Raw genomic sequence first — 20994 nt, forward strand, 5'->3', positions numbered from 1 at the left:
CTCCCTTTGCGCCGTTCGCCTTGCCCATAGATTCCCGTTCCCGAGGACATGAAATGAAACGCATCCGGGAACACGGAAACCGCAGGCGTAATCTGGAGAATATGACCAACCCCGCAGAATCCGCCGCCCCTGCCGCCTCCTGGGATCCCAAGACCCTGATCGTTGCCGGGGGACGCCCGGCCCACGGGTTCGATGCCCCGGTCAACCACCCGGTGACCTTCACCTCCACCTACCATTCGCAGGGCATCGCCGCCGCGGGGGAAAAGGTCTATGCACGCTTCTCGAACCCCACCTGGGATCCCTTCGAGCAGGTGCTCGGCGGTCTGGAGCGTTCCACGCTGCCGGCGCTGGTGTTCTCCTCGGGCATGGCTGCGATCGCCGCGGCGCTGAGCCTGGTTCCCGAGGGCGGGACCATGGTGCTGCCGGCCCACTCCTACAACGGCACCCTCGGCCTGGCCAGGGAACTGGAAGCGGCCGGGCGCTTCACCCTGCGCCCGGTGGATGTCGCCGACACCGATCAGGTGCTCGCGGCCCTGCAGGGCGCGGATGTGCTGTGGCTGGAATCTCCCACGAACCCGATGCTGGAGGTCGCCGACCTGCCGGCGCTGCTGGCCGCCGCCAAGGCGCAGGACGTGCTGGGCATCGTGGACAACACCTTCGCCACCCCGCTGCTCCAGCGGCCGCTGGAATTGGGCGCGGATCTGGTGGTGCATTCGGTGACCAAATACCTTTCGGGGCATTCGGACGTCATCATGGGCGCGCTGGTCACCCGCGACGAAGCGCTGCGCACCCGTCTGCACGGCTACCGCACCCTGCATGGCGCGATCGCCTCGCCGATGGATGTCTTCCTGGCTTTGCGCGGGGTGCGCACCATGGCGGTTCGTCTGGAGCGGTCGCAGGCCAACAGCCAAATCCTCGCCGAACGCCTGGCGGCGCACCCGAAGGTCAGCGTGGTGCGTTATCCGGGCCTGGAGCAGGATCCCGGCCATGCACGGGCCAGCGAGCTGATGGACGGCTACGGTTCGGTCATCGCCTTTGAAGCCGGTGCCACGGCAGGGGACGCGGATGCGGTGGTCGCGGGCTTCAGCTTGATCACCGCCGCCACCTCGCTGGGCGGGGTTGAAACACTGGCCGAACGCCGCGCCCGCCACGCCTCGGAACCGGCCACGGTGCCGCCGAACCTGATCCGCCTTTCGGTGGGCATCGAGGACGTGGAAGACCTGTGGAACGACCTGTCCCGGGCGCTGGAAGGGATCTAGCCGAGGTCGGCAATCGGCCGCGTGGCATGCTGGGCGTGAAGCGCACGTCGCAGGTAAGGTGAAAACATGCAATTCATGAATCTTGCGGTCCTGATCGAGGCCTACATGCTGCGCGCCCTGGGGATCGCGATCCTGGTACTGGCGGTCTGGGCAGTGGTCGATTGCCTGCGCCACCCGGCAGACCGCTTCGCCCAGGAGGGCAAGCGCACCAAGGGCTTCTGGACCGCGCTGACCGTCGGCAGCGCCGTGGTTGCTGCGTTGTCGGTGCTCAGCTCGGGCAGCGGCGGATTCCTCCAGCTGATCGGCGCCTGCGTTGCCTGCGTCTACCTGGCCGATGTCAAGCCCGCGGTGAGCGGCAAGGGCGGCGGCTGGTACAACTACTAGCCTGGTTCGCCGGCGAAGTTTTCGACTCAACCCGGGTCGCAGCATGTAATACATGTCGCGGCCCGGGTTTTGCGTTCGCGGGTAACGTTCAGCAGGAGTTGCCCCGGGATTGGATAAGATGGAAAGCATGAGTCACACTTTGATCTTGCTTCGCCACGGACAGAGCGAATGGAACGAAAAGAACCTTTTCACCGGTTGGTACGACGTATCGCTGACCGAAAAGGGTCGCGCAGAGGCCGCCCGCGGCGGCCAGCTGCTGACCGAGGCAGGCTACAAGCCTGAGGTTCTGCACACTTCGCTGCTGACCCGCGCCATCGTCACCGCGAACCTGGCGCTGGAAGCCGCCGGCCGTTCGTGGATCCCGGTCAACCGCGACTGGCGCCTGAACGAGCGCCACTACGGTGCGCTGCAGGGCAAGGACAAGGCCCAGACCCTCGCCGAATTCGGCGAGGACCAGTTCATGCAGTGGCGCCGCAGCTACGACACCCCGCCTCCAGCGCTGGCCGACGACTCGGAGTTCAGCCAGATCGGCGACGAGCGCTACGCAGCCCTGGGTGATGACGCGCCACGCACCGAATGCCTCAAGGACGTACTCGACCGACTGCTGCCTTACTGGGAGAACAACATCAAGGCAGACCTGTCCGCTGGCAAGACCGTCATGGTGACCGCGCACGGCAACTCGCTGCGCGCCCTGGTCAAGCACCTGGACGGCATCAGCGACGAAGCCATCGCCGGCCTGAACATCCCGACCGGGATCCCGCTGGTCTATGAGCTGGACGACAATTTCCAGCCGATCACCGCGGGTGGAACCTACCTGGATCCAGAAGCCGCAGCCGACGCCATCAAGGCCGTCGCCAACCAGGGCCGCTAGCCAACCGGGCTTTTCGGCGGCACCGTCCACGCCATCTCGGATGAGATCGGCCGGCGGTGCCGCCGTTTCCGCTTAACGGCAGGTAGCCGTGAAGTCTCCGGCTGTGAGCGAAACCATGAGCAAGGATTGTCTTTTTGGTATTACTATGCTGTAATCTCCTATTTCGAATAGGCTCAATGGCTCACGTTAGGAATGCAATTCGTGGCAACTGATTACGACGAAGTCCGCCCGGACGTTGCCGAGGCGCGCAAGGCTTCTTTGGACGCGGTTAAGTCCGCTAACGCACCAGACGCCAAGTCCGTGGTGCGGGAGCTCGACGAGACCGATCACACCGACGGCATGGACCTGCCAGGTGCAGACCTGTCCAACGAGGAACTGACCGTGACGGTCATTCCGCAGAAGGACGACGAATTCATCTGTGGTTCGTGCTTCCTGATCCGCCACCGTTCACAGCTGGTACGTGAAGAAGGCAATGTAGGATTCTGCGTCGAGTGCGAAGGCTAAACCTTCCTTAGACGCCGTGCTCTGCGACTGTGCAGAACACATCGACCGTGGAGGCCAACCGTTGTGGTGGCCTCTGCAGTCGTTTAAACCGGGTTTCCAAGGCTGTGTCAGGTCCTTGCAGCCGGTTAAACCATGACGCCGCGGGCGCCGGGGATTTCTCCCCGGCGCCCGCGGCGTCAGTGCTGGCTTGCCGTACTTAGAGCTCGGATGGATCCCATTCGCCGGTCACCAGGTAGGTGACCTTGCGGGCCACGGAGACGCCGTGGTCGCCGAAGCGTTCCAGATAGCGGCTGGTCAGCGACACGTCGACGGTGGTCGGCGCGTTCGCGCTCCAGGACTCGTCAGCCACCTGGGTGAAGACGCTGGCGTGGAGGGCATCCAAGCGGTGGTTCAGCTCGATGATGTCACGGGCAATCTGCAGGTCGCGGGTGTCCAGCAGCTTGGCGACGGCTTGGGCGATCTGGATGTCGAGCTTGGCCATCTCGGAGAAGGTTCCGGTGATCTCCGACGGCAGCGCACGGCTCGGGAAACGCAGTCGGGTCAGCTGGGCCAAATGGCGGGCCAGGTCTCCCATGCGTTCCAGCGAGGCGCTCATGCGCAGCGAGCCGACGATCATACGCAGGTCCGAAGCCACCGGCCCCTGGAGCGCGAGCGTGTCGATGGCGCGCTCGTCCAGCTGGTTCTGCAGGAAGTCGATCTTCGCGTCCGCGGCGATCACCTCCTGGGCCAGTTCCACATCGGCGTTGGCCAGCGAATCCCACGCCCGGTCCATGGCGACCGCTACCTGGTTCGCCATCTCGATCAGCTCTTCACCGATCTGCTGCAGATCTGCCTGAAATACCTTGCGCACGTAATAATCCCTTTCAAGGTTCGGAAGGTGCTCACGCCCGCGTCAACATGGTTCTGTTTTCGGGCATGGCGGAGGGTCTGAGTCCAGAATGCCAGCGGGTGATTAACGATTATTCCCGGAAAGGTGAACGTTTGGTGAACAGCACGCAGAATCGGCCGTTTTCGCGTCATCTGCGGACAAAACTCCCGTGGATGAAAGATAGTCTAAGGATGTGAACGAAGTAATTTCGATCTTGATTGCCGCGGTGCTCGGTTTGGCGCTGGGTGTCGTGGGCATCCTGGCCTTCCGGTTCTCGCAGAGCCGCACCGCCCGGCTGCCCGAGGTCGACGAGCCAGTCCTGCCGGAAGGCGCCGCCGCGGTGCTGTCCGTGATCGGGCGCGCCTTCGTCATCCTCGACGACGTCGACGGGGTGGTCCGCGCCAACCCCGCCTCCTACGCCTACGGCTTGGTCCGCGGGCACACCCTGGTGCACGACGAGCTGCTGGCGCTGGTGCGCCAGGTGCGCGCCGATGGGGTCATCGCCGAAAGCCAGTATGAACTGCAGCGTGCGACCCTGGGTGCCGGGCAGCTGATCGTGCATGTGCGTGTGGCCCCGCTGGGGGACGAGTACATCCTGCTGCTGGCCGACGACCGCACCGAGATCACCCGCACCGAAGCGATGCGCAACGACTTCGTCGCCAACGTCTCCCACGAATTGAAGACCCCGGTCGGGGCGATCTCGCTGCTGGCCGAGGCCATCAGCGAAGCGGCCGACGACCCGCAGGCGGTGCTGCGCTTCTCCACCCGGATGGGCAAGGAATCGCGCCGCCTGGCCGCACTGGTGCAGGACATCATCGAGCTTTCCCGGCTGCAATCCAGCGACGCGATCACCCACGGACGCGAGTTCCAGCTCGCCCCGGTCATCGCCGAGGCGGTGGACCGCAACAAGCTGCTCGCGGAGGAAAAGGGGATCACCGTGTCGGTGGGCGGCGGCCTGACGGAGGACCTCCATGGCGACCCCGACCTGCTGATGACAGCGCTGCGCAACCTGATCGACAATGCGATCCGCTACTCCCCGCCGAACACCACCGTGGGCGTGGGCATCCGCCAGCGCGACGGCTACGCACAGATTTCCGTGACGGACCAAGGCCCGGGCATATCCGCGGAGGACCAGGAACGCGTGTTCGAGCGCTTCTACCGCGTGGACGGCGCCCGATCGCGCCAGACCGGCGGTACCGGGCTGGGACTGAGCATCGTCAAGCACGTGCTGGCCAACCACGGCGGCGAGGTGTCGCTCTGGTCCCAGCCGGGGCAGGGATCCACGTTCACACTCAGACTTCCCATGATGGATGAAGAACCGGCTGCAGCGCTTGAGCCGGCCACAGATATGAAGAAGAAACAAGCGGTTGCCGCTGCTGCGGAAGACCGCGAAGGAGGACGCCGATGACCCGCATCTTGATTGTCGAAGACGAAGAGTCGCTTTCGGACCCGCTGTCCTATCTGCTGGAGCGGGAGGGTTTCGAGGTCAGGGTTGCCGACGACGGGATTGTCGCGGTCAGCGAGTTCGAACGCCATGGCGCGGATCTCGTCCTCCTGGACTTGATGCTCCCGGGCCAGCCGGGCACCGAGGTGATCCGCCAGATCCGCCTGAACAGCCAGGTCCCGGTCATCATGCTCACTGCCAAGGACTCGGAGATCGACAAGGTGGTCGGCTTGGAGCTGGGCGCCGACGATTACGTCACCAAGCCGTACTCCTCGCGCGAGCTGCTGGCTCGCATCCGTGCGGTGCTGCGCCGCCAGGGCGAGAGCGAGGAGCTGGTCAGCAACGTCGTGACTGCCGGCCCGGTGCGCATGGACGTGGAGCGGCACATCGTGTCGGTCAACAACTCCGAGGTGGCCATGCCGCTGAAGGAGTTCGAGCTGCTGGAGATGCTGCTGCGTAATGCCGGACGCGTGCTGACCCGCGGCCAGCTGATCGACCGGGTTTGGGGCAGCGATTACGTGGGCGACACCAAGACCCTTGACGTGCACGTCAAGCGACTGCGCTCGAAGATCGAGGGAGACCCGGCGGCGCCCGAGCTGCTGGTCACCGTACGCGGGCTGGGTTACAAGTTCGTGGCCTAGCAACGGCCGTTGAGCCGGCGGCTGCTTCGCGCAGCCGCCGGCGGCAGACAGAAAACCCCGGCGGCGCCCACTGTACAGTGGGCGCCGCCGGGGTTTGCGTGTTCTGAAGCCTAGTGTCCGGATTCGGTCTTCGGGCTTGGAACCAGGTGCTCGGTGGTGGCTGCCTTGTAACCGCCCGGAACGAAGTCGCGGTATTCGGCTAAGGGTGCCGTCTACGACTGGAACCGAGAAGTCAACGGTCGTGCCGGACACGGTGAACTTGGTGTCGGCGTGCTTGCCGGCCATGATGCCCAGGTCGCTGATGACGGTCTTGTTCTTGTCATCTTCCAGCTTGGTCGTGCCCTCGGCGGCAACCTTTACGGTGACGGAGGAGGCGTTCCCTGCCTTGATCTCAAGGTTCAGGTCGGACTTGCCGTCGTTGACGACGGTGCCGATGAGGCGAGCGTCGGTGGCCTCGGTGTTGGTCACGAACATCAGGTTGCGAACCTCGGCGTCGGCAACGTTGACGTTGATTCCATCGCTGGCTGCGTAGTCGATATCGGTGGCCTGCTGGTTGATGGCGCCACAGCTGGTGACACCGAATGCTTAAGGGCAGCCACAGCGAGGGACGCGGCAATGCGGCGTCCAACGGTCATGCGTGCGGTGATCACGACACTAACTCCTCGGTGAGAATAATGAGATGCTTTGGTTCGCGGCCGCGTGAAACGGTCGGCACCTAAGGAGCAGTGCAGACAGCCTTATAGACCACGATTACCTCTAAGCCTAGCCGTTTTTTGGTCAAAGACGCGATTTAGCGACGTGCAACACACGCTTTTCGACAGCTTGTAGACAAGTTGCTCTTTTGGGAAAGGGGCAGGTGGGCAACGTGCATACTATTTTCATACCACGTTCCTACGGCGATTGGAAGAGGGAATTCCGCGTGATTTCGCGGTTATTTGGGGCACAGTGAAAACGGCGTCAGCACCAGACATGGTAGACTGGGAGGTGGGAAAGGGGTTTATCCACATGGTTTTTGAGGTTGGCGAGACTGTTGTCTACCCGCACCACGGCGCTGCAACGATCGAGGAGATCAAGCTGCGCAAGATCAAGGGCGAAGAGAAAATGTATCTCAAGCTTCGCGTAGCTCAGGGAGACCTGACTATCGAAGTTCCCGCCGACAAGATTGATCTAGTAGGCGTGCGAGACGTGGTAGATCCGGAGGGCTTGAACCATGTGTTCGACGTCCTTCGTGCTGAATTCACCGAAGAGCCGACCAACTGGTCGCGCCGTTACAAGGCGAACGTTGAGAAGCTTGCTTCCGGTGACGTCATCAAGGTGGCAGAGGTCGTTCGCGACCTGTGGCGCCGTGAGAACGACCGCGGCCTGTCGGCTGGCGAGAAGCGCATGCTGGCCAAGGCGCGTCAGGTCCTGATCAGCGAAATGGCGCTGGCCAAGGATCTCGACGAGACCAAGGCCGAGGGGCTGCTGGACGAGGTTCTGGCTTCCGCCTAGGAAGAATCTCCTGACAACACCGCGGGGCGCATTAAGCGCACCCGCGGTTTTGCATTTAAGCCTGTTTTCTATCGGGACTTCGGTGACAGTTCTGTATCAGGACATCGGTGACACTTCCACGATTAAAGTGGTAACACTTCACCCGGATCTTTAACCCCGGCAAAACCACACAGCCCGCCCCACGGCACAAGGCCAAAGGGGCGGGCTGGTGGACTGGTATTCGTGAAAAATGATCCAGTCGACCCGACAATACGCCTTGCCATCGCCCGATGGCCAGAGGACGCACCCAGAGGCGCTGTCACCGCGTTCTGCACCGAACACGACATCAGCCGCAAAACCTTCTACCACATCCTGAAACGGGCCCGCACCGAAGGGCAAGCCGCCGCGTTGGAACCGCGCTCCCGCCGGCCGAAATCCTCACCGAATACCACTAGTGAAACACTCAAGGATCAGGCCGTGGCCATGCGTAAGACCTTGGAGGATTCCGGGTGGGATCACGGGCCGATCAGCGTGCACGACAAGATGCTCAAGCTCGGCATGCAAGCCCCGTCGGTCGCCGTGTTGGCTAGGATCTTCCGCGAGCGCGGTCTGATCACCCCGGCCCCGCAGAAACGCCCCCGGTCCTCGTTTCGGTCGTTCCGCTATCCGATGCCCAACGCCTGCTGGCAGTTGGACGCCACCGAGTATGTGTTGGAAGGCGGACGCAAATGCGTGATCTTCCAGCTTATTGACGACCACTCCCGCCTGGCCGTGGCGTCCTTGGTCGCCAAGACGGAGAACGGCGCGGACGCGGTGAAGGTCTTCCGGGCGGGCGTCGCCGCCCGCGGTATGCCGCAGCGGTTGCTCAGCGACAACGGGGATGCGCTGAATCCGATTCGTCGGGGCATGACCAGTGAGCTGGTCGCCTACGCCAACAGTCTGGGCGTTGCCACGATCACCGGTAAACCGTTCAAGCCCACGACGCAGGGGAAGAACGAGCGGTTCCATTCGACCTTGTTCACGTGGCTGAAGAAGCAGCCATTCGCCAAGAATCTGGCCGAGCTGCAAGCGCAGATCGATGTCTTTGACCAGGCGTACAACACCCAACGCGGGCATCAGTCCTTGGAGGACCGGTGCACGCCGCAGGAGGCGTGGGATGCCACTGCGGTGGCCGAGCCGTTGGCGCCGGGTGAGTGGGTGAAGCTGAGCACCACACCTGCCCCCACCAGTGCAGCAGCTGCCTTCGCCGCCCTGCCGGAGGGCGCGGGCCCGGACGCGGGCAAGGACGCGGCGGCGAGCCCGGAACCAGTGAAGCTCAGCGCCACGCTACGGGCCGAGCGCATGGAACCTGCCGGTAGCCAGCTGATGAGGGTGAACAAGAACCGGTGCTTGCGGGTGGCCGGCGTCCAGCTCTATCTGGGCAAGCTGCTGCGCTCAACGAAGGTGGAGGTCCTCTGGAAGCAGGCGGAGTTGATGGTGGTCTCGATGGATGGCGAGCTGATCGCGAAATACGGTTTCCCCTTCCCCGAGGGGGTGACGTATTTGAGCCTGCAGCACGCGAAGGCGAAGTTCCAGAACATGCCTGACGTGGAGTGACTGTTACCGATGTCTCGATACATCAAGTGTTACCGATGTGGTGATACAGAACTGTTACCCATGTGTCGAGACATCACATTTTGCATTTAAGCCTGAACCGCCGGGGTCCGAAACCCGGCGCGATAAGCTGTGCTCTGTGAACCAAGTGAAACAGCGCAAAGCATCGGTGATCCTGGTGGCTGCGGGAATGGGGACCCGGCTGGGTGCGGGCATCCCCAAGGCCCTGGTCGAAATCGCCGGCAAGTCCCTGGCCGAACATGCGGTGGACCGCATCCTTCAAGTGCCCGGGATCCGGGAAGTCGTTGTGGTGACCCCGCCTGCCGACGAACGCCTTGCCGACGCGCTGCGCGGCCGCCCCGAATCGGTGCGCACCACCCCCGGTGGCGCGAGCCGCGCCGAATCCGTGCGCAACGGCTTGGCCCATGTCTGTGCCGACGCCGAGCTCATCCTCGTCCACGACGCCGCCCGTGCCTTCGCCCCCGCCTCGCTGTTCCAGCGGGTGCTGGATCAGCTGGACATGCCGGGCTGCGAGGCAGCGATCCCGGCGCTGGCCGTCACCGACACGATTTCGGTGGTCGCCCAGGATCCTGCCGGCGGCGAACTGGTCGTCCAGACCCCGGACCGCTCAACCCTGCGCGCGGTGCAGACCCCCCAGGGATTCAGCGCCGCTGCGCTGCGCGAAGCCCATGCGGGGCTCGGGTCATTGAGCGCGGAGCAGCTCGCAGCGGTCACCGACGACGCCTCGATCGTCCGCGCCGCCGGCGACGCGGTCCATGTGGTGGCCGGGGACGCCAGGGCGCTGAAGGTCACCCACCCCGACGATCTGGCGGCCGCCGAACAGCTGGCCGCGGCGACCACCGAAGTACCCCACCGAAATGAGCCACAGGACATGCTGCTGCCACGCGTCGGCACCGGAATCGACATCCATGCCGTGAGCACCGACCCGAAGCGCGAAATGTGGCTGGCTGGGCTGTATTTCCCGGAGGATGTCGGCCTGTCCGGGCACTCCGACGGCGACGCCGTGACCCATGCTGCCTGCGACGCGCTGTTCTCCGCCAGCGGCATCGGGGACCTGGGGACCCACTTCGGGGTCGACCGCCCCGAGTTCGCCGGGGCCAGCGGGGTCAGCCTGCTCGCCGAAGCCGCGCGCTTGGTCCGCGAGGCCGGATTTGAGATCGGTAACATCGCGGTGCAGTTCGTCGGGCGGCGCCCGCGCTTCGGCGCACGTCGCGAAGAAGCCAACCGCGTGCTCTCCGCGGCGGCCGGCGCACCGGTGAGCATTACCGCCACCACCAGCGACGGGCTGGGATACGAGGGCGCGGGAGAAGGCATCACCGCCTACGCCACCGCGCTGGTCTACGAACGCCCGTAGGCTCCGTCCCGGAACCGGGCGGAGCCGCGCCTCGCGCGGCGAGCTTCCCGCCCGGCACGCAAGCGGCAGGTTCTTCGGATAACCTTAAACCGTGAGCCTGCGATTCTATGACACCAAATCCGCGTCCGTACGGGACTTCCAGCCGCTGACCCCCGGTGAAGTGAAGCTGTACTATTGCGGTGCCACCGTGCAGGGCATGCCGCACGTGGGGCATGTGCGCAGCGCCATCGTCTTCGACGTGCTGGTGCGCTGGCTTGAATACCGCGGGTTCGCGGTCACCACGGTGCGCAACGTGACGGATATTGAAGACAAGATCCTGGAAAAGTCGGCGGCCTCCTTCGCCGAGGATTTCCAGGCCGACGAGTACTACACGCCGCGCGAACAATGGTTCGCGCTGGCCTACCGCTTCGAGCAGGAATTCGCCCGCGCCTACGAGACCCTGGGCGTGCGCCGCCCGACCTACGAACCCCGCGCCACCGGACACATCACCGAGATGCACGAGCTGATCGAGCTGCTGATCGAGCGCGGCCATGCCTACCCGGCGACCGACGGCTCCGGCGACGTCTACTTCGACGTGCGCTCCTACGCGCAGTACGGCGCGCTGACCCGGCAGAACATCGAGGACATGCAGGCGGCCACCGACGCGGATCCACGCGGCAAGCGCGACCCTCGGGACTTCGCCTTGTGGAAGGGCCACAAGGACACCGATCCGCTGACCGCGTCCTGGCCAAGCCCCTGGGGGCGCGGCCGACCGGGCTGGCATCTGGAATGCTCGGCCATGGCCACCAAGTACCTCGGCACCCACTTCGATATCCACGGCGGCGGACTGGACCTGCGCTTCCCGCACCACGAGAACGAGCTGGCGCAGTCCGCGGCGGCCGGCCACGGGTTCGCCAACTATTGGATGCACAACGGCATGGTCACCTACGAGGGTGAGAAGATGTCCAAGTCCGTCGGCAACACCATCTCCCCGCAGGAAATGCTGGAGCTGGCCGACGCCCGCGTGGTGCGCTACTTCCTGGGGCAGGCGCAGTACCGTTCCATGCTGGACTATCGTCCGGACTCCTTGACGGAGGCCGGCGCCGCGGTGGAGCGCATCGACACCTTCATCTCCAACGCCTGCTACCGGCTGGGGGACGCGGCAGGTGCGAGCACCGCCACGAGCGTTCCGGATGCCTTCGGCGCGGCAATGGACGACGACCTGAACGTGCCGATGGCGCTGGCCTCGCTGCATGAAACAGTCCGCCGCGGCAACGCCGCGCTGGATGCCCATGAGGATGGCGCGGTGGCCGAGGCGCTGGGCCAGGTGCTGGCGATGACCCGGGTGCTGGGTCTGGACGACGCCCGAGAAGACGCCGGGGCTGCAGCCTCTGCGGAGCTGCAGGTGCTTGACACGTTGATCCAGGCGCAGCTCACCGAACGCGCCGAAGCCCGCGCCGCCAAGGACTGGGCACGCTCGGATGCCATCCGCGATGCACTGGCCTCCGTCGGAATCACCGTGGTGGATTCCGCGGACGGCGCCCGCTGGACCCTCGAGAACTAAAACGACTTCAAATCAAAGGACAATCAGATGAGCAAGAAGGGCCCAACCAAGGGTAGTGGGGGCAAGGGACGTAGTTCCCTCAAGGGCAAGGGTCCGACCCCCAAGGCGGAAGACCGCCCGTACCACAAGGCCTACCGCAGCAAGCAGCTGGCCGAGCGTTCGGCTGCCAAGCGGACCGATAACAAGCGCACCGACCGCATCCGCGTCAACGCCGAGTACGTCACCGGACGCAACTCCGTGGTCGAAGCGCTGCGTGCCGGGATCCCGGCCAAGGCGCTGCACGTTGCCATCCGCATCGATGTGGACGACCGCGTCCGCGACTCCCTGAAGCTGGCCGCAGAGCAGGGCATTCCGCTGATGGAAGCGTCCAAGACCGAGCTCGACCGCATGACCGACGGCGCGATCCACCAGGGCCTGGCCCTGCAGATCCCTTCGTACGAGTACAAGGATGCAGTCCAGCTGGCGACCAAGGTGGTTAAGGACTACGACAAGGGCTACCGCACCGCGCAGCCGTTGCTGCTGGCCCTTGACGGCATCACCGATCCCCGCAACCTGGGTGCGATCGTTCGCTCGGCTTCCGCTTTCGGCGCCGACGGAGTGATCATCCCTGAACGCCGCAGCGTCGGCATGACAGCTTCGGCTTGGAAGACCAGCGCGGGCGCAGCTGTCCGCGTTCCGGTAGCCAAGTGCACGAACCTGACCAATGCCTTGAAGGAGATCAAGGCCGCGGGCATCTTCGTCATCGGCCTGGACGCAGGCGGTGACATGATGCTGCCGAACTTCGAACTGGCAACTGGTCCGTTGTGCATTGTTGTTGGCTCCGAGGGCAAGGGCTTGTCCCGACTGGTTCGCGAACACTGCGACGCGATCGTTTCGATCCCGATCAACTCGGCAATGGAATCACTGAACGCTTCGATGGCAGTGGGCATTTCGCTGTACGAGGTTTCGCGACTGCGAGCCGAAGAAGCGAAGTAGCTGCTTCACCGACCAATTAGGCTGTAATCCGCGTACGGAAGTGCGCAGATTGCAGCCTAATTGCATTAAGTGAGCCGCTTCATATACCCGATTTTCGGTGATATTTGCGAGTTCCGGGCTGTTTGCGATGGAGAATCCCCGGAATCCTGCGGAAAAAGTGACTTCCGTTTGGGAAACGGGCCGATTTTGCGTGGGGGCGGAAGGCGTGTAGAGTTTTATCTCGCGCCGCTGACACGGACCAGCCGGAAACGGCAGGGATGTGGACGCGAAGCGAACAAGCGTGAAACACGGAGTTGACACTGGTCAACGAGGTGGTAAGCTTGAAAAGTTGCTCCGGAGCGAAGCAGTTCGAACCTCAGGGTTCGGGTGTGGTGTCGAGAGTGTTTGTTGTTTGAGAACTCAATAGTGTGCCAAGTTTGTTGATACCAAATTATTTTTTGTTTGGTGAATACGAAACATTTTGCTTGGGATGATGCACCCCCGTGTGTTGTTCCAAGTGTTTTTATTCGCCAGGATTTATACATCACGTGTGGCCCCGTCTTTTTCCGGTGGGGTTGTGGTGGCTTTTTGTTTTTTATGGAGAGTTTGATCCTGGCTCAGGATGAACGCTGGCGGCGTGCTTAACACATGCAAGTCGAACGATGAAGCCCAGCTTGCTGGGTGGATTAGTGGCGAACGGGTGAGTAACACGTGAGTAACCTGCCCCTGACTCTGGGATAAGCCCGGGAAACTGGGTCTAATACCGGATATGACCATGGGACGCATGTCTTGTGGTGGAAAGATTTATCGGTTGGGGATGGACTCGCGGCCTATCAGCTTGTTGGTGAGGTAATGGCTCACCAAGGCGACGACGGGTAGCCGGCCTGAGAGGGTGACCGGCCACACTGGGACTGAGACACGGCCCAGACTCCTACGGGAGGCAGCAGTGGGGAATATTGCACAATGGGCGCAAGCCTGATGCAGCGACGCCGCGTGAGGGATGACGGCCTTCGGGTTGTAAACCTCTTTCAGTAGGGAAGAAGCGAGAGTGACGGTACCTGCAGAAGAAGCGCCGGCTAACTACGTGCCAGCAGCCGCGGTAATACGTAGGGCGCAAGCGTTATCCGGATTTATTGGGCGTAAAGAGCTCGTAGGCGGTTTGTCGCGTCTGCCGTGAAAGTCCGAGGCTCAACCTCGGATCTGCGGTGGGTACGGGCAGACTAGAGTGATGTAGGGGAGACTGGAATTCCTGGTGTAGCGGTGAAATGCGCAGATATCAGGAGGAACACCGATGGCGAAGGCAGGTCTCTGGGCATTTACTGACGCTGAGGAGCGAAAGCATGGGGAGCGAACAGGATTAGATACCCTGGTAGTCCATGCCGTAAACGTTGGGCACTAGGTGTGGGGGACATTCCACGTTTTCCGCGCCGTAGCTAACGCATTAAGTGCCCCGCCTGGGGAGTACGGCCGCAAGGCTAAAACTCAAAGGAATTGACGGGGGCCCGCACAAGCGGCGGAGCATGCGGATTAATTCGATGCAACGCGAAGAACCTTACCAAGGCTTGACATGTTCCAGACCGCCTCAGAGATGGGGTTTCCCTTCGGGGCTGGTTCACAGGTGGTGCATGGTTGTCGTCAGCTCGTGTCGTGAGATGTTGGGTTAAGTCCCGCAACGAGCGCAACCCTCGTTCCATGTTGCCAGCGGGTTATGCCGGGGACTCATGGGAGACTGCCGGGGTCAACTCGGAGGAAGGTGGGGATGACGTCAAATCATCATGCCCCTTATGTCTTGGGCTTCACGCATGCTACAATGGCCGGTACAATGGGTTGCGATACTGTGAGGTGGAGCTAATCCCTAAAAGCCGGTCTCAGTTCGGATTGGGGTCTGCAACTCGACCCCATGAAGTCGGAGTCGCTAGTAATCGCAGATCAGCAACGCTGCGGTGAATACGTTCCCGGGCCTTGTACACACCGCCCGTCAAGTCACGAAAGTTGGTAACACCCGAAGCCGATGGCCTAACCACCTTGTGTGGGGGGAGTCGTCGAAGGTGGGACTGGCGATTGGGACTAAGTCGTAACAAGGTAGCCGTACCGGAAGGTGCGGCTGGATCACCTCCTTTCTAAGGAGCTAACCATTTTTTTGGTGCCCATGTCTGGACCCGAGTGTGGTTCGGGTGGGTTGCTCAAGGGTGGAATGTCAATGAACTCAACATCGGGAAACGGGTTTTCGAAAGGGCTGCCATGGTGGTGGTGTTTTCGGGGGTTCGGGTGTTGGCATGGTTTGTGTTGTGTGGTGTGTGTGGTTTAGTACGCAGTGCCGGCTCCTTTGGGGGTTGGTGGTGTTGGAAGGGCGCGCATGGTGTGTGATGCGAATGGGTATGTTTGGTGCACTGTTGGGTTTTGAGGCAACAAGCCTCCTGGCTGTCTTGCTCCTTGTGGGGTGGGGTGGTTGGGTGCTTGGTGTTTCGGTGTTTGTCCTGTGTCTGCTGCATGGTGTCCTGGTGGCTGGTCTTTTGGCTGGTTGGGGGTGTTGTGTGGGGGTGCGGGGTTGTTGTTTGGGAACTGTATAGTGAACGCGAGCATCTTGCAGACAAGATGAGTTGCATGTGCCTGTCCTGGGTGTGTGTGGTGTTTGAGTCTTGTTTGTAGTGATTTTGTTGATTGTTTTATAGCTCAATTTTGAGAACTTTGTTTTGTGTTGAAGTTTTTAAGGGCGCACGGTGGATGCCTTGGCATCAAGAGCCGATGAAGGACGTGGGAATCTGCGATAAGCCTGGTGGAGTCGATAACCGGACGTTGAGACCAGGATTTCCGAATGGGGAAACCCCGCACCATGTTATGTGGTGTGACCTGCAGCTGAATGTATAGGCTGTGTGGAGGGAACGCGGGGAAGTGAAACATCTCAGTACCCGCAGGAAGAGAAAACAATAGTGATTCCGTTAGTAGTGGCGAGCGAACGCGGATGGGGCTAAACCGGTTGGTGTGTGATAGCGGATAGGCGTTGCATCATCGGGGTTGTGGGGTCCACATGTACCAGTTCTATCTACGCTGGTGGGATGAGGTGCAGGCGTATAGGTGAATCGGTTGGAATGCCGGACCAGAGAGGGTGATAGTCCCGTAGGTGTAATGCGTGTCTGCCGTTCTTTGTGTGGATACCCGAGTAGCACGGGGCCCGTGAAACCTTGTGTGAATCTGCCAGGACCACCTGGTAAGCCTGAATACTACTTGATGACCGATAGTGAATCAGTACCGTGAGGGAATGGTGAAAAGTACCCCGGGAGGGGAGTGAAATAGTACCTGAAACCGTGCGCTTACAATCCGTTAGAGCCATGCCTTGTGTGTGGTGATGGCGTGCCTTTTGAAGAATGAGCCTGCGAGTTAGTGTTACGTCGCGAGGTTAACCCGTGGGGGGAAGCCGTAGCGAAAGCGAGTCTGAATAGGGCGAGTGAGTGGCGTGATCTAGACCCGAAGCGAAGTGATCTACCCATGGCCAGGTTGAAGCGTGTGTAAGAGCGCGTGGAGGACCGAACCCACTTCAGTTGAAAATGGAGGGGATGAGCTGTGGGTAGGGGTGAAAGGCCAATCAAACTTCGTGATAGCTGGTTCTCCCCGAAATGCATTTAGGTGCAGCGTTGCGTGTTTCTTGCTGGAGGTAGAGCTACTGGATAGGCGATGGGCCCTACAAGGTTACTGACCTTAGCCAAACTCCGAATGCCGGTAAGTGAGAGCGCAGCAGTGAGACTGTGGGGGATAAGCTTCATAGTCGAGAGGGAAACAGCCCAGAACGCCAACTAAGGCCCCTAAGCGTGTGCTAAGTGGGAAAGGATGTGGAGTTGCTGTGACAACCAGGAGGTTGGCTTAGAAGCAGCCACCCTTGAAAGAGTGCGTAATAGCTCACTGGTCAAGTGATTCCGCGCCGATAATGTAGCGGGGCTCAAGCACACCGCCGAAGTTGCGTCATTCAAATGTTTATCTGGCCTTCGGGTTGGGTGTTTGGATGGGTAGGGGAGCGTCGTGTGGACGGTGAAGTCGCGGTGTAAACCAGCGGTGGAGGCCACACGAGTGAGAATGCAGGCATGAGTAGCGAATGACGGGTGAGAAACCCGTCCGCCGAATGATCAAGGGTTCCAGGGTCAAGCTAATCTGCCCTGGGTTAGTCGGGACCTAAGGCGAGGCCGACAGGCGTAGTCGATGGATAACGGGTTGATATTCCCGTACCGGCGAAGGACCGCCCATACTGAGCGATGGATGCTAACCATGATGGATCATGGCTGTTGCGCCCTTCGGGGTGTTGGCTGTGTGATGTGGTGGGAACCGATGTTGTGAGGTCAGCGTATTAACAGGTGTGACGCAGGAAGGTAGCCGAGCCAGGCAATGGAATTGACCTGGTCCAAGGGTGTAGGAAGAACGGTAGGCAAATCCGCTGTTCATTGTTTCTGAGACCTGATAGGCGCCCCGTTTGTGGGGTGATTCGGTGATCCTATGCTGCCTAGAAAAGCATCGGCGCGAGGTCCCAGTCCGCCCGTACCCTAAACCGACACAGGTGATCAGGTAGAGAATACTAAGGCGATCGAGAGAATCATGGTTAAGGAACTCGGCAAAATGCCCCCGTAACTTCGGAAGAAGGGGGGCCTGCCCCGTGAAGAGGATTGACTCCTTGGAGGCGGGTGTGGGCCGCAGAGACCAGGGGGAAGCGACTGTTTACTAAAAACACAGGTCCGTGCGAAGTCGCAAGACGATGTATACGGACTGACTCCTGCCCGGTGCTGGAAGGTTAAGAGGACCGGTTAGCACACTTGTGTGCGAAGCTGAGAATTTAAGCCCCAGTAAACGGCGGTGGTAACTATAACCATCCTAAGGTAGCGAAATTCCTTGTCGGGTAAGTTCCGACCTGCACGAATGGAGTAACGACTTCCCCGCTGTCTCAACCATGAACTCGGCGAAATTGCAGTACGAGTAAAGATGCTCGTTACGCGCAGCAGGACGGAAAGACCCCGAGACCTTTACTATAGTTTGGTATTGGTGTTCGGTGCAGCTTGTGTAGGATAGGTGGGAGACTGTGAAGCTCGGACGCTAGTTCGGGTGGAGTCATCGTTGAAATACCACTCTGGCTGTACCGGTCACCTAACTTCGGACCATGATCTGGTTCAGGGACAGTGCCTGATGGGTAGTTTAACTGGGGCGGTTGCCTCCTAAAATGTAACGGAGGCGCCCAAAGGTTCCCTCAGCCTGGTTGGCAATCAGGTGTTGAGTGTAAGTGCACAAGGGAGCTTGACTGTGAGAGTGACAGCTCGAGCAGGGACGAAAGTCGGGACTAGTGATCCGGCGGCACCTCGTGGAAGGGCCGTCGCTCAACGGATAAAAGGTACCTCGGGGATAACAGGCTGATCTTGCCCAAGAGTCCATATCGACGGCATGGTTTGGCACCTCGATGTCGGCTCGTCGCATCCTGGGGCTGGAGTAGGTCCCAAGGGTTGGGCTGTTCGCCCATTAAAGCGGTACGCGAGCTGGGTTTAGAACGTCGTGAGACAGTTCGGTCCCTATCCGCTGCGCGCGTTGGAAATTTGAGAAGGGCTGTCCTTAGTACGAGAGGACCGGGACGGACGAACCTCTGGTGTGTCAGTTGTACTGCCAAGTGCATCGCTGATTAGCTACGTTTGGAAGGGATAACCGCTGAAAGCATCTAAGCGGGAAGCCTGCTTCGAGATGAGATTTCCATCCACCTTGTGTGGGTGAGGCCCCCAGCTAGATTACTGGGTTGATAGGCAGGATGTGGAAGCAAGGACCAAAGACTTGTGTAGCTGACCTGTACTAATAGGCCGATGACTTACAACACACTATAAGATGGTGTGTCGACAAAATTCATTTTTTTGCTGTTCGCGTTCACTATGCGGTTACGAGACAACAACCTCGAACCTGAAGAAGTTTTTTTGCAGGACGAGTGCTGGATCACCTGGTGGTTTGTGTGCTTCGTGATTGTTACGGCGGTCATAGCGTGGGGGAAACGCCCGGTCCCATACCGAACCCGGAAGCTAAGGCCCATTGCGCCGATGGTACTGCACTCGTGAGGGTGTGGGAGAGTAGGTCACCGCCGGACTTAACTTGAAGTGGTGGAGGCTCCGACACAGTGTGTCGGGGCTTTCGCTGTTTAACCGGGGTTGGTGTTGGGGTGGCGTGGGGGAGTGGTGGCTCCCCTTTTTTCCTGTTTAAAAGGCTGCCTGGTGGCGGCGGTGTGTTTTCTCGGCAGGATTGCCTGCTGGCCGGCATCGTGGCCTGACGTGAGGGTGCGGGGAGTCGTGGCTCCCCCCCCCTTTTTTCTGTTTGAGCGCAATTTGGCCGCATAGTTGGGGCTAGTACGTGAATACTGAAACCGGTGCACCAAACCGCTTCCGGCATTCGGGCATAGGGCATCGCTCGTAAAGGCAGCAACTTTCACGATCGATGTTCCTGTATTTTGTTGCAGGGCGAGGGATAGTTAGGCCGCCGGTTCCAAACGGACGTCGTACCCCAAACGCTTCAATTCCTTCAGCGCCCGGATCTTCGCTCGCGACCGGTTCCGATTCCTGTAGTAATCGCCGCCGAGATCCTGGAACACCTCACCATTGGCCAACATGTGCCAGATCGCGGTGAGGATCGTATGCTCAATCGCCACCAAAGCCCGACTGCCCCACGGCGTAGATAGAGCCGTCGGTAACGCGCGGCCAGGAACGATTCCATCTGCTGGGTCGCGTTCAACGCTGCCGTGCCCAGCGTGGCTTTCAGATAGGAATCACCGCCCCAGGTATGCGAGGACTTGCTGCGCCCCGCCGACTCCTTCTGCCCCGGACAGACCCCGGCCCAGGAGGCCAGATGCGCTGCATCGGGAAAGACGCTCATGTCCACATCGATCTCGGTAACGATGACCTGCGCGATGGTATCAGAGAGCCCCGGGATCGTGGCGATCGCCGAGGCCGTTTCCTAAAAAGGGACCATCGTCTCCCTGATCTGAACTTCCAACGCATCAATCATCTCGGTCAGCCCGTCGGCTTGCTGCAGAAACAGCTGCATCATGAACGCATGATGGTCGGTGAAGCGTCCCTCCATCGCGTCAATGAGCTCGGGGATCTTGGACCGCACCCGGCGCAGCCATATTAGCCAGCACCTGAGGGTCGCGTTCGCCGGCAGCCAGCGCATCAAGCATGTGCCTAGCGGAAACACCGATCAAGGTAGAGGCGACCGCCGAGAGCTTGATGCCGGAGGATTCGAGTAACTTCTCGATCCGCTGGTAGACCTTGGTCCGGTCATGCACCATCGCCGAGCGAGTCCGGGTCAGGTCCCGCAGCTGGCGAATGGGTTCGGGCGGAATGAACGAACCGTGCAGCAGATCATGTGCTGCCAACTGCGCCAGCCAGGTCGAGTCATTCACGTCGGATTTCCTGCCCGGGATGTTCCGTGTTTGCTTCCCGTTGAGCAGCATCACCGGCAACTGGTCTTCCATCAGATAGTAAGACGGCTTCCAATAGTCGCTGGTCGCTTCCATCACCACCGTGGTGACCTGCCCGGATTGCAGGTAGTGGATCAGGGCCAGCACCTGGTTGGTGGTGGATCCGAACGTTCTGACTTGTGAGACTTAGCTGCTCCTGCGCTTGCCTGGCTTTCGCACGGCGACCTTGACGTCGCGTTTGGAGATGTCCATGCCAGCGGCGCGCTCGTGAATGATGTCCATGTCCCTTCCGCCTACTTCCCCTGAGGCCATGATGGCTGTATGGATGTTGGCGATCCGGCGGGTCAAGGAGTAATACTTGAAATCTAGTACTCGTGCTCGAAGCAACAGTCCACGGTTCTCGTGAAGACCCACACGTCAAGCTGTAGGTCGGGCTTGATAGCACCACAGACGAACCGACGTGTCTGGGTCGCCAACGCCCCAAGGATGCGCGCGTGAAGCTCCGAGTGCAAGAGTGTGCCAGACGTAAGAGGCACGGACATTCACTGTCCTTATCGGAGCGGGCGAAGCCCCCTGGGTAGCTATAGGGGACTTTCCGCTTGGCTTGTGACGTGGGGAAGAGCAGTGGGCTGAGATTACGGGCTGGTGGTGGGCAGTTCTTCATC

Annotated in this window: 13 protein-coding genes, 3 rRNA genes and 1 pseudogene; 15 read left to right on the plus strand and 2 right to left on the minus strand. The window is 61.0% G+C overall.

The window, feature by feature from the left end; genetic code table 11:
* Positions 1-101: 101 nt before the first annotated feature.
* From JQN66_RS02815 to JQN66_RS02830, 4 genes are all read left to right on the plus strand, one after another.
* Positions 102-1259, plus strand: a complete 1158-nt coding sequence (locus tag JQN66_RS02815; protein WP_204676570.1) for a trans-sulfuration enzyme family protein — start codon at positions 102-104, stop codon at positions 1257-1259.
* 66 nt (positions 1260-1325) lie between these two features.
* Positions 1326-1643: a DUF2516 family protein gene (locus JQN66_RS02820; protein WP_229777441.1), complete on the plus strand. Its 318-nt coding sequence runs from the start codon at positions 1326-1328 to the stop codon at positions 1641-1643.
* Positions 1644-1770: 127 nt separating this feature from the next.
* Positions 1771-2514, plus strand: a complete 744-nt coding sequence (locus JQN66_RS02825; protein ID WP_188949481.1) for a phosphoglyceromutase — start codon at positions 1771-1773, stop codon at positions 2512-2514.
* A 201-nt stretch (positions 2515-2715) separates the two neighbouring features.
* Positions 2716-3018, plus strand: coding sequence for a DUF4193 domain-containing protein (locus JQN66_RS02830; RefSeq protein ID WP_038993831.1), 303 nt, complete (start codon positions 2716-2718; stop codon positions 3016-3018).
* Between the two features lie 196 nt (positions 3019-3214).
* On the opposite strand, the gene phoU is transcribed toward JQN66_RS02830, so the two are convergent.
* The gene (gene phoU, locus JQN66_RS02835; RefSeq protein ID WP_188949479.1) at positions 3215-3868 is read right to left on the minus strand and encodes a phosphate signaling complex protein PhoU; all 654 of its coding nucleotides are present in this window, start codon (positions 3866-3868) and stop codon (positions 3215-3217) included.
* 211 nt (positions 3869-4079) lie between these two features.
* On the opposite strand from phoU, the gene JQN66_RS02840 reads away from it, so the two are divergent.
* The 11 genes from JQN66_RS02840 (at position 4080) to rrf (ending at position 19003) form a co-directional block, all read left to right on the plus strand.
* Complete coding sequence (locus JQN66_RS02840; RefSeq protein ID WP_204676571.1) at positions 4080-5294, plus strand: sensor histidine kinase; 1215 nt, start codon at positions 4080-4082, stop codon at positions 5292-5294.
* Complete coding sequence (locus tag JQN66_RS02845; RefSeq protein WP_188949476.1) at positions 5291-5971, plus strand: response regulator transcription factor; 681 nt, start codon at positions 5291-5293, stop codon at positions 5969-5971. The genes JQN66_RS02840 and JQN66_RS02845 overlap by 4 nt, the downstream gene beginning before the upstream one ends.
* A gap of 270 nt (positions 5972-6241) precedes the next feature.
* The gene (locus JQN66_RS02850) at positions 6242-6640 is read left to right on the plus strand and encodes a hypothetical protein (protein WP_204676572.1); all 399 of its coding nucleotides are present in this window, start codon (positions 6242-6244) and stop codon (positions 6638-6640) included.
* A 336-nt stretch (positions 6641-6976) separates the two neighbouring features.
* Positions 6977-7462 carry a CarD family transcriptional regulator gene (locus JQN66_RS02855; protein WP_047117922.1) on the plus strand — a complete coding sequence of 162 codons (486 nt, stop codon included), beginning with the start codon at positions 6977-6979 and terminating at the stop codon, positions 7460-7462.
* A gap of 222 nt (positions 7463-7684) precedes the next feature.
* Positions 7685-9037 carry an integrase core domain-containing protein gene (locus tag JQN66_RS02860; RefSeq protein ID WP_204675975.1) on the plus strand — a complete coding sequence of 451 codons (1353 nt, stop codon included), beginning with the start codon at positions 7685-7687 and terminating at the stop codon, positions 9035-9037.
* 136 nt (positions 9038-9173) lie between these two features.
* Positions 9174-10409: a 2-C-methyl-D-erythritol 4-phosphate cytidylyltransferase gene (gene ispD / locus JQN66_RS02865; RefSeq protein ID WP_204676573.1), complete on the plus strand. Its 1236-nt coding sequence runs from the start codon at positions 9174-9176 to the stop codon at positions 10407-10409.
* A gap of 91 nt (positions 10410-10500) precedes the next feature.
* Positions 10501-11952, plus strand: a complete 1452-nt coding sequence (gene cysS / locus JQN66_RS02870) for a cysteine--tRNA ligase (RefSeq protein ID WP_204676574.1) — start codon at positions 10501-10503, stop codon at positions 11950-11952.
* 27 nt (positions 11953-11979) lie between these two features.
* Positions 11980-12927, plus strand: coding sequence for a 23S rRNA (guanosine(2251)-2'-O)-methyltransferase RlmB (gene rlmB / locus JQN66_RS02875; RefSeq protein ID WP_188949469.1), 948 nt, complete (start codon positions 11980-11982; stop codon positions 12925-12927).
* Between the two features lie 573 nt (positions 12928-13500).
* A 16S ribosomal RNA gene (locus tag JQN66_RS02880) occupies positions 13501-15026 on the plus strand.
* A 577-nt stretch (positions 15027-15603) separates the two neighbouring features.
* A 23S ribosomal RNA gene (locus JQN66_RS02885) occupies positions 15604-18742 on the plus strand.
* Positions 18743-18886: 144 nt separating this feature from the next.
* A 5S ribosomal RNA gene (gene rrf / locus JQN66_RS02890) occupies positions 18887-19003 on the plus strand.
* The 16S, 23S and 5S rRNA genes sit together here, the layout of an rRNA operon.
* A 378-nt stretch (positions 19004-19381) precedes the next feature.
* On the opposite strand, the pseudogene JQN66_RS02895 reads toward rrf, so the two are convergent.
* Positions 19382-20611, minus strand: a pseudogene (locus JQN66_RS02895) (IS110 family RNA-guided transposase).
* Positions 20612-20994 lie beyond the last annotated feature (383 nt).

Source organism: Glutamicibacter protophormiae (genome assembly GCF_016894325.1).
Lineage (GTDB): Bacteria > Actinomycetota > Actinomycetes > Actinomycetales > Micrococcaceae > Glutamicibacter > Glutamicibacter protophormiae.

What these genes read in the sequence shown, in the direction of transcription:
- JQN66_RS02825 (WP_188949481.1), top strand. Translation starts at nt 1,771, where the DNA reads ATGAGTCACACTTTGATCTTGCTTCGCCACGGACAGAGCGAATGGAAC.
- JQN66_RS02815 (WP_204676570.1), top strand. Translation starts at nt 102, where the DNA reads ATGACCAACCCCGCAGAATCCGCCGCCCCTGCCGCCTCCTGGGATCCC.
- JQN66_RS02845 (WP_188949476.1), top strand. Translation starts at nt 5,291, where the DNA reads ATGACCCGCATCTTGATTGTCGAAGACGAAGAGTCGCTTTCGGACCCG.
- JQN66_RS02820 (WP_229777441.1), top strand. Translation starts at nt 1,326, where the DNA reads ATGCAATTCATGAATCTTGCGGTCCTGATCGAGGCCTACATGCTGCGC.
- rlmB (WP_188949469.1), top strand. Translation starts at nt 11,980, where the DNA reads ATGAGCAAGAAGGGCCCAACCAAGGGTAGTGGGGGCAAGGGACGTAGT.
- JQN66_RS02855 (WP_047117922.1), top strand. Translation starts at nt 6,977, where the DNA reads ATGGTTTTTGAGGTTGGCGAGACTGTTGTCTACCCGCACCACGGCGCT.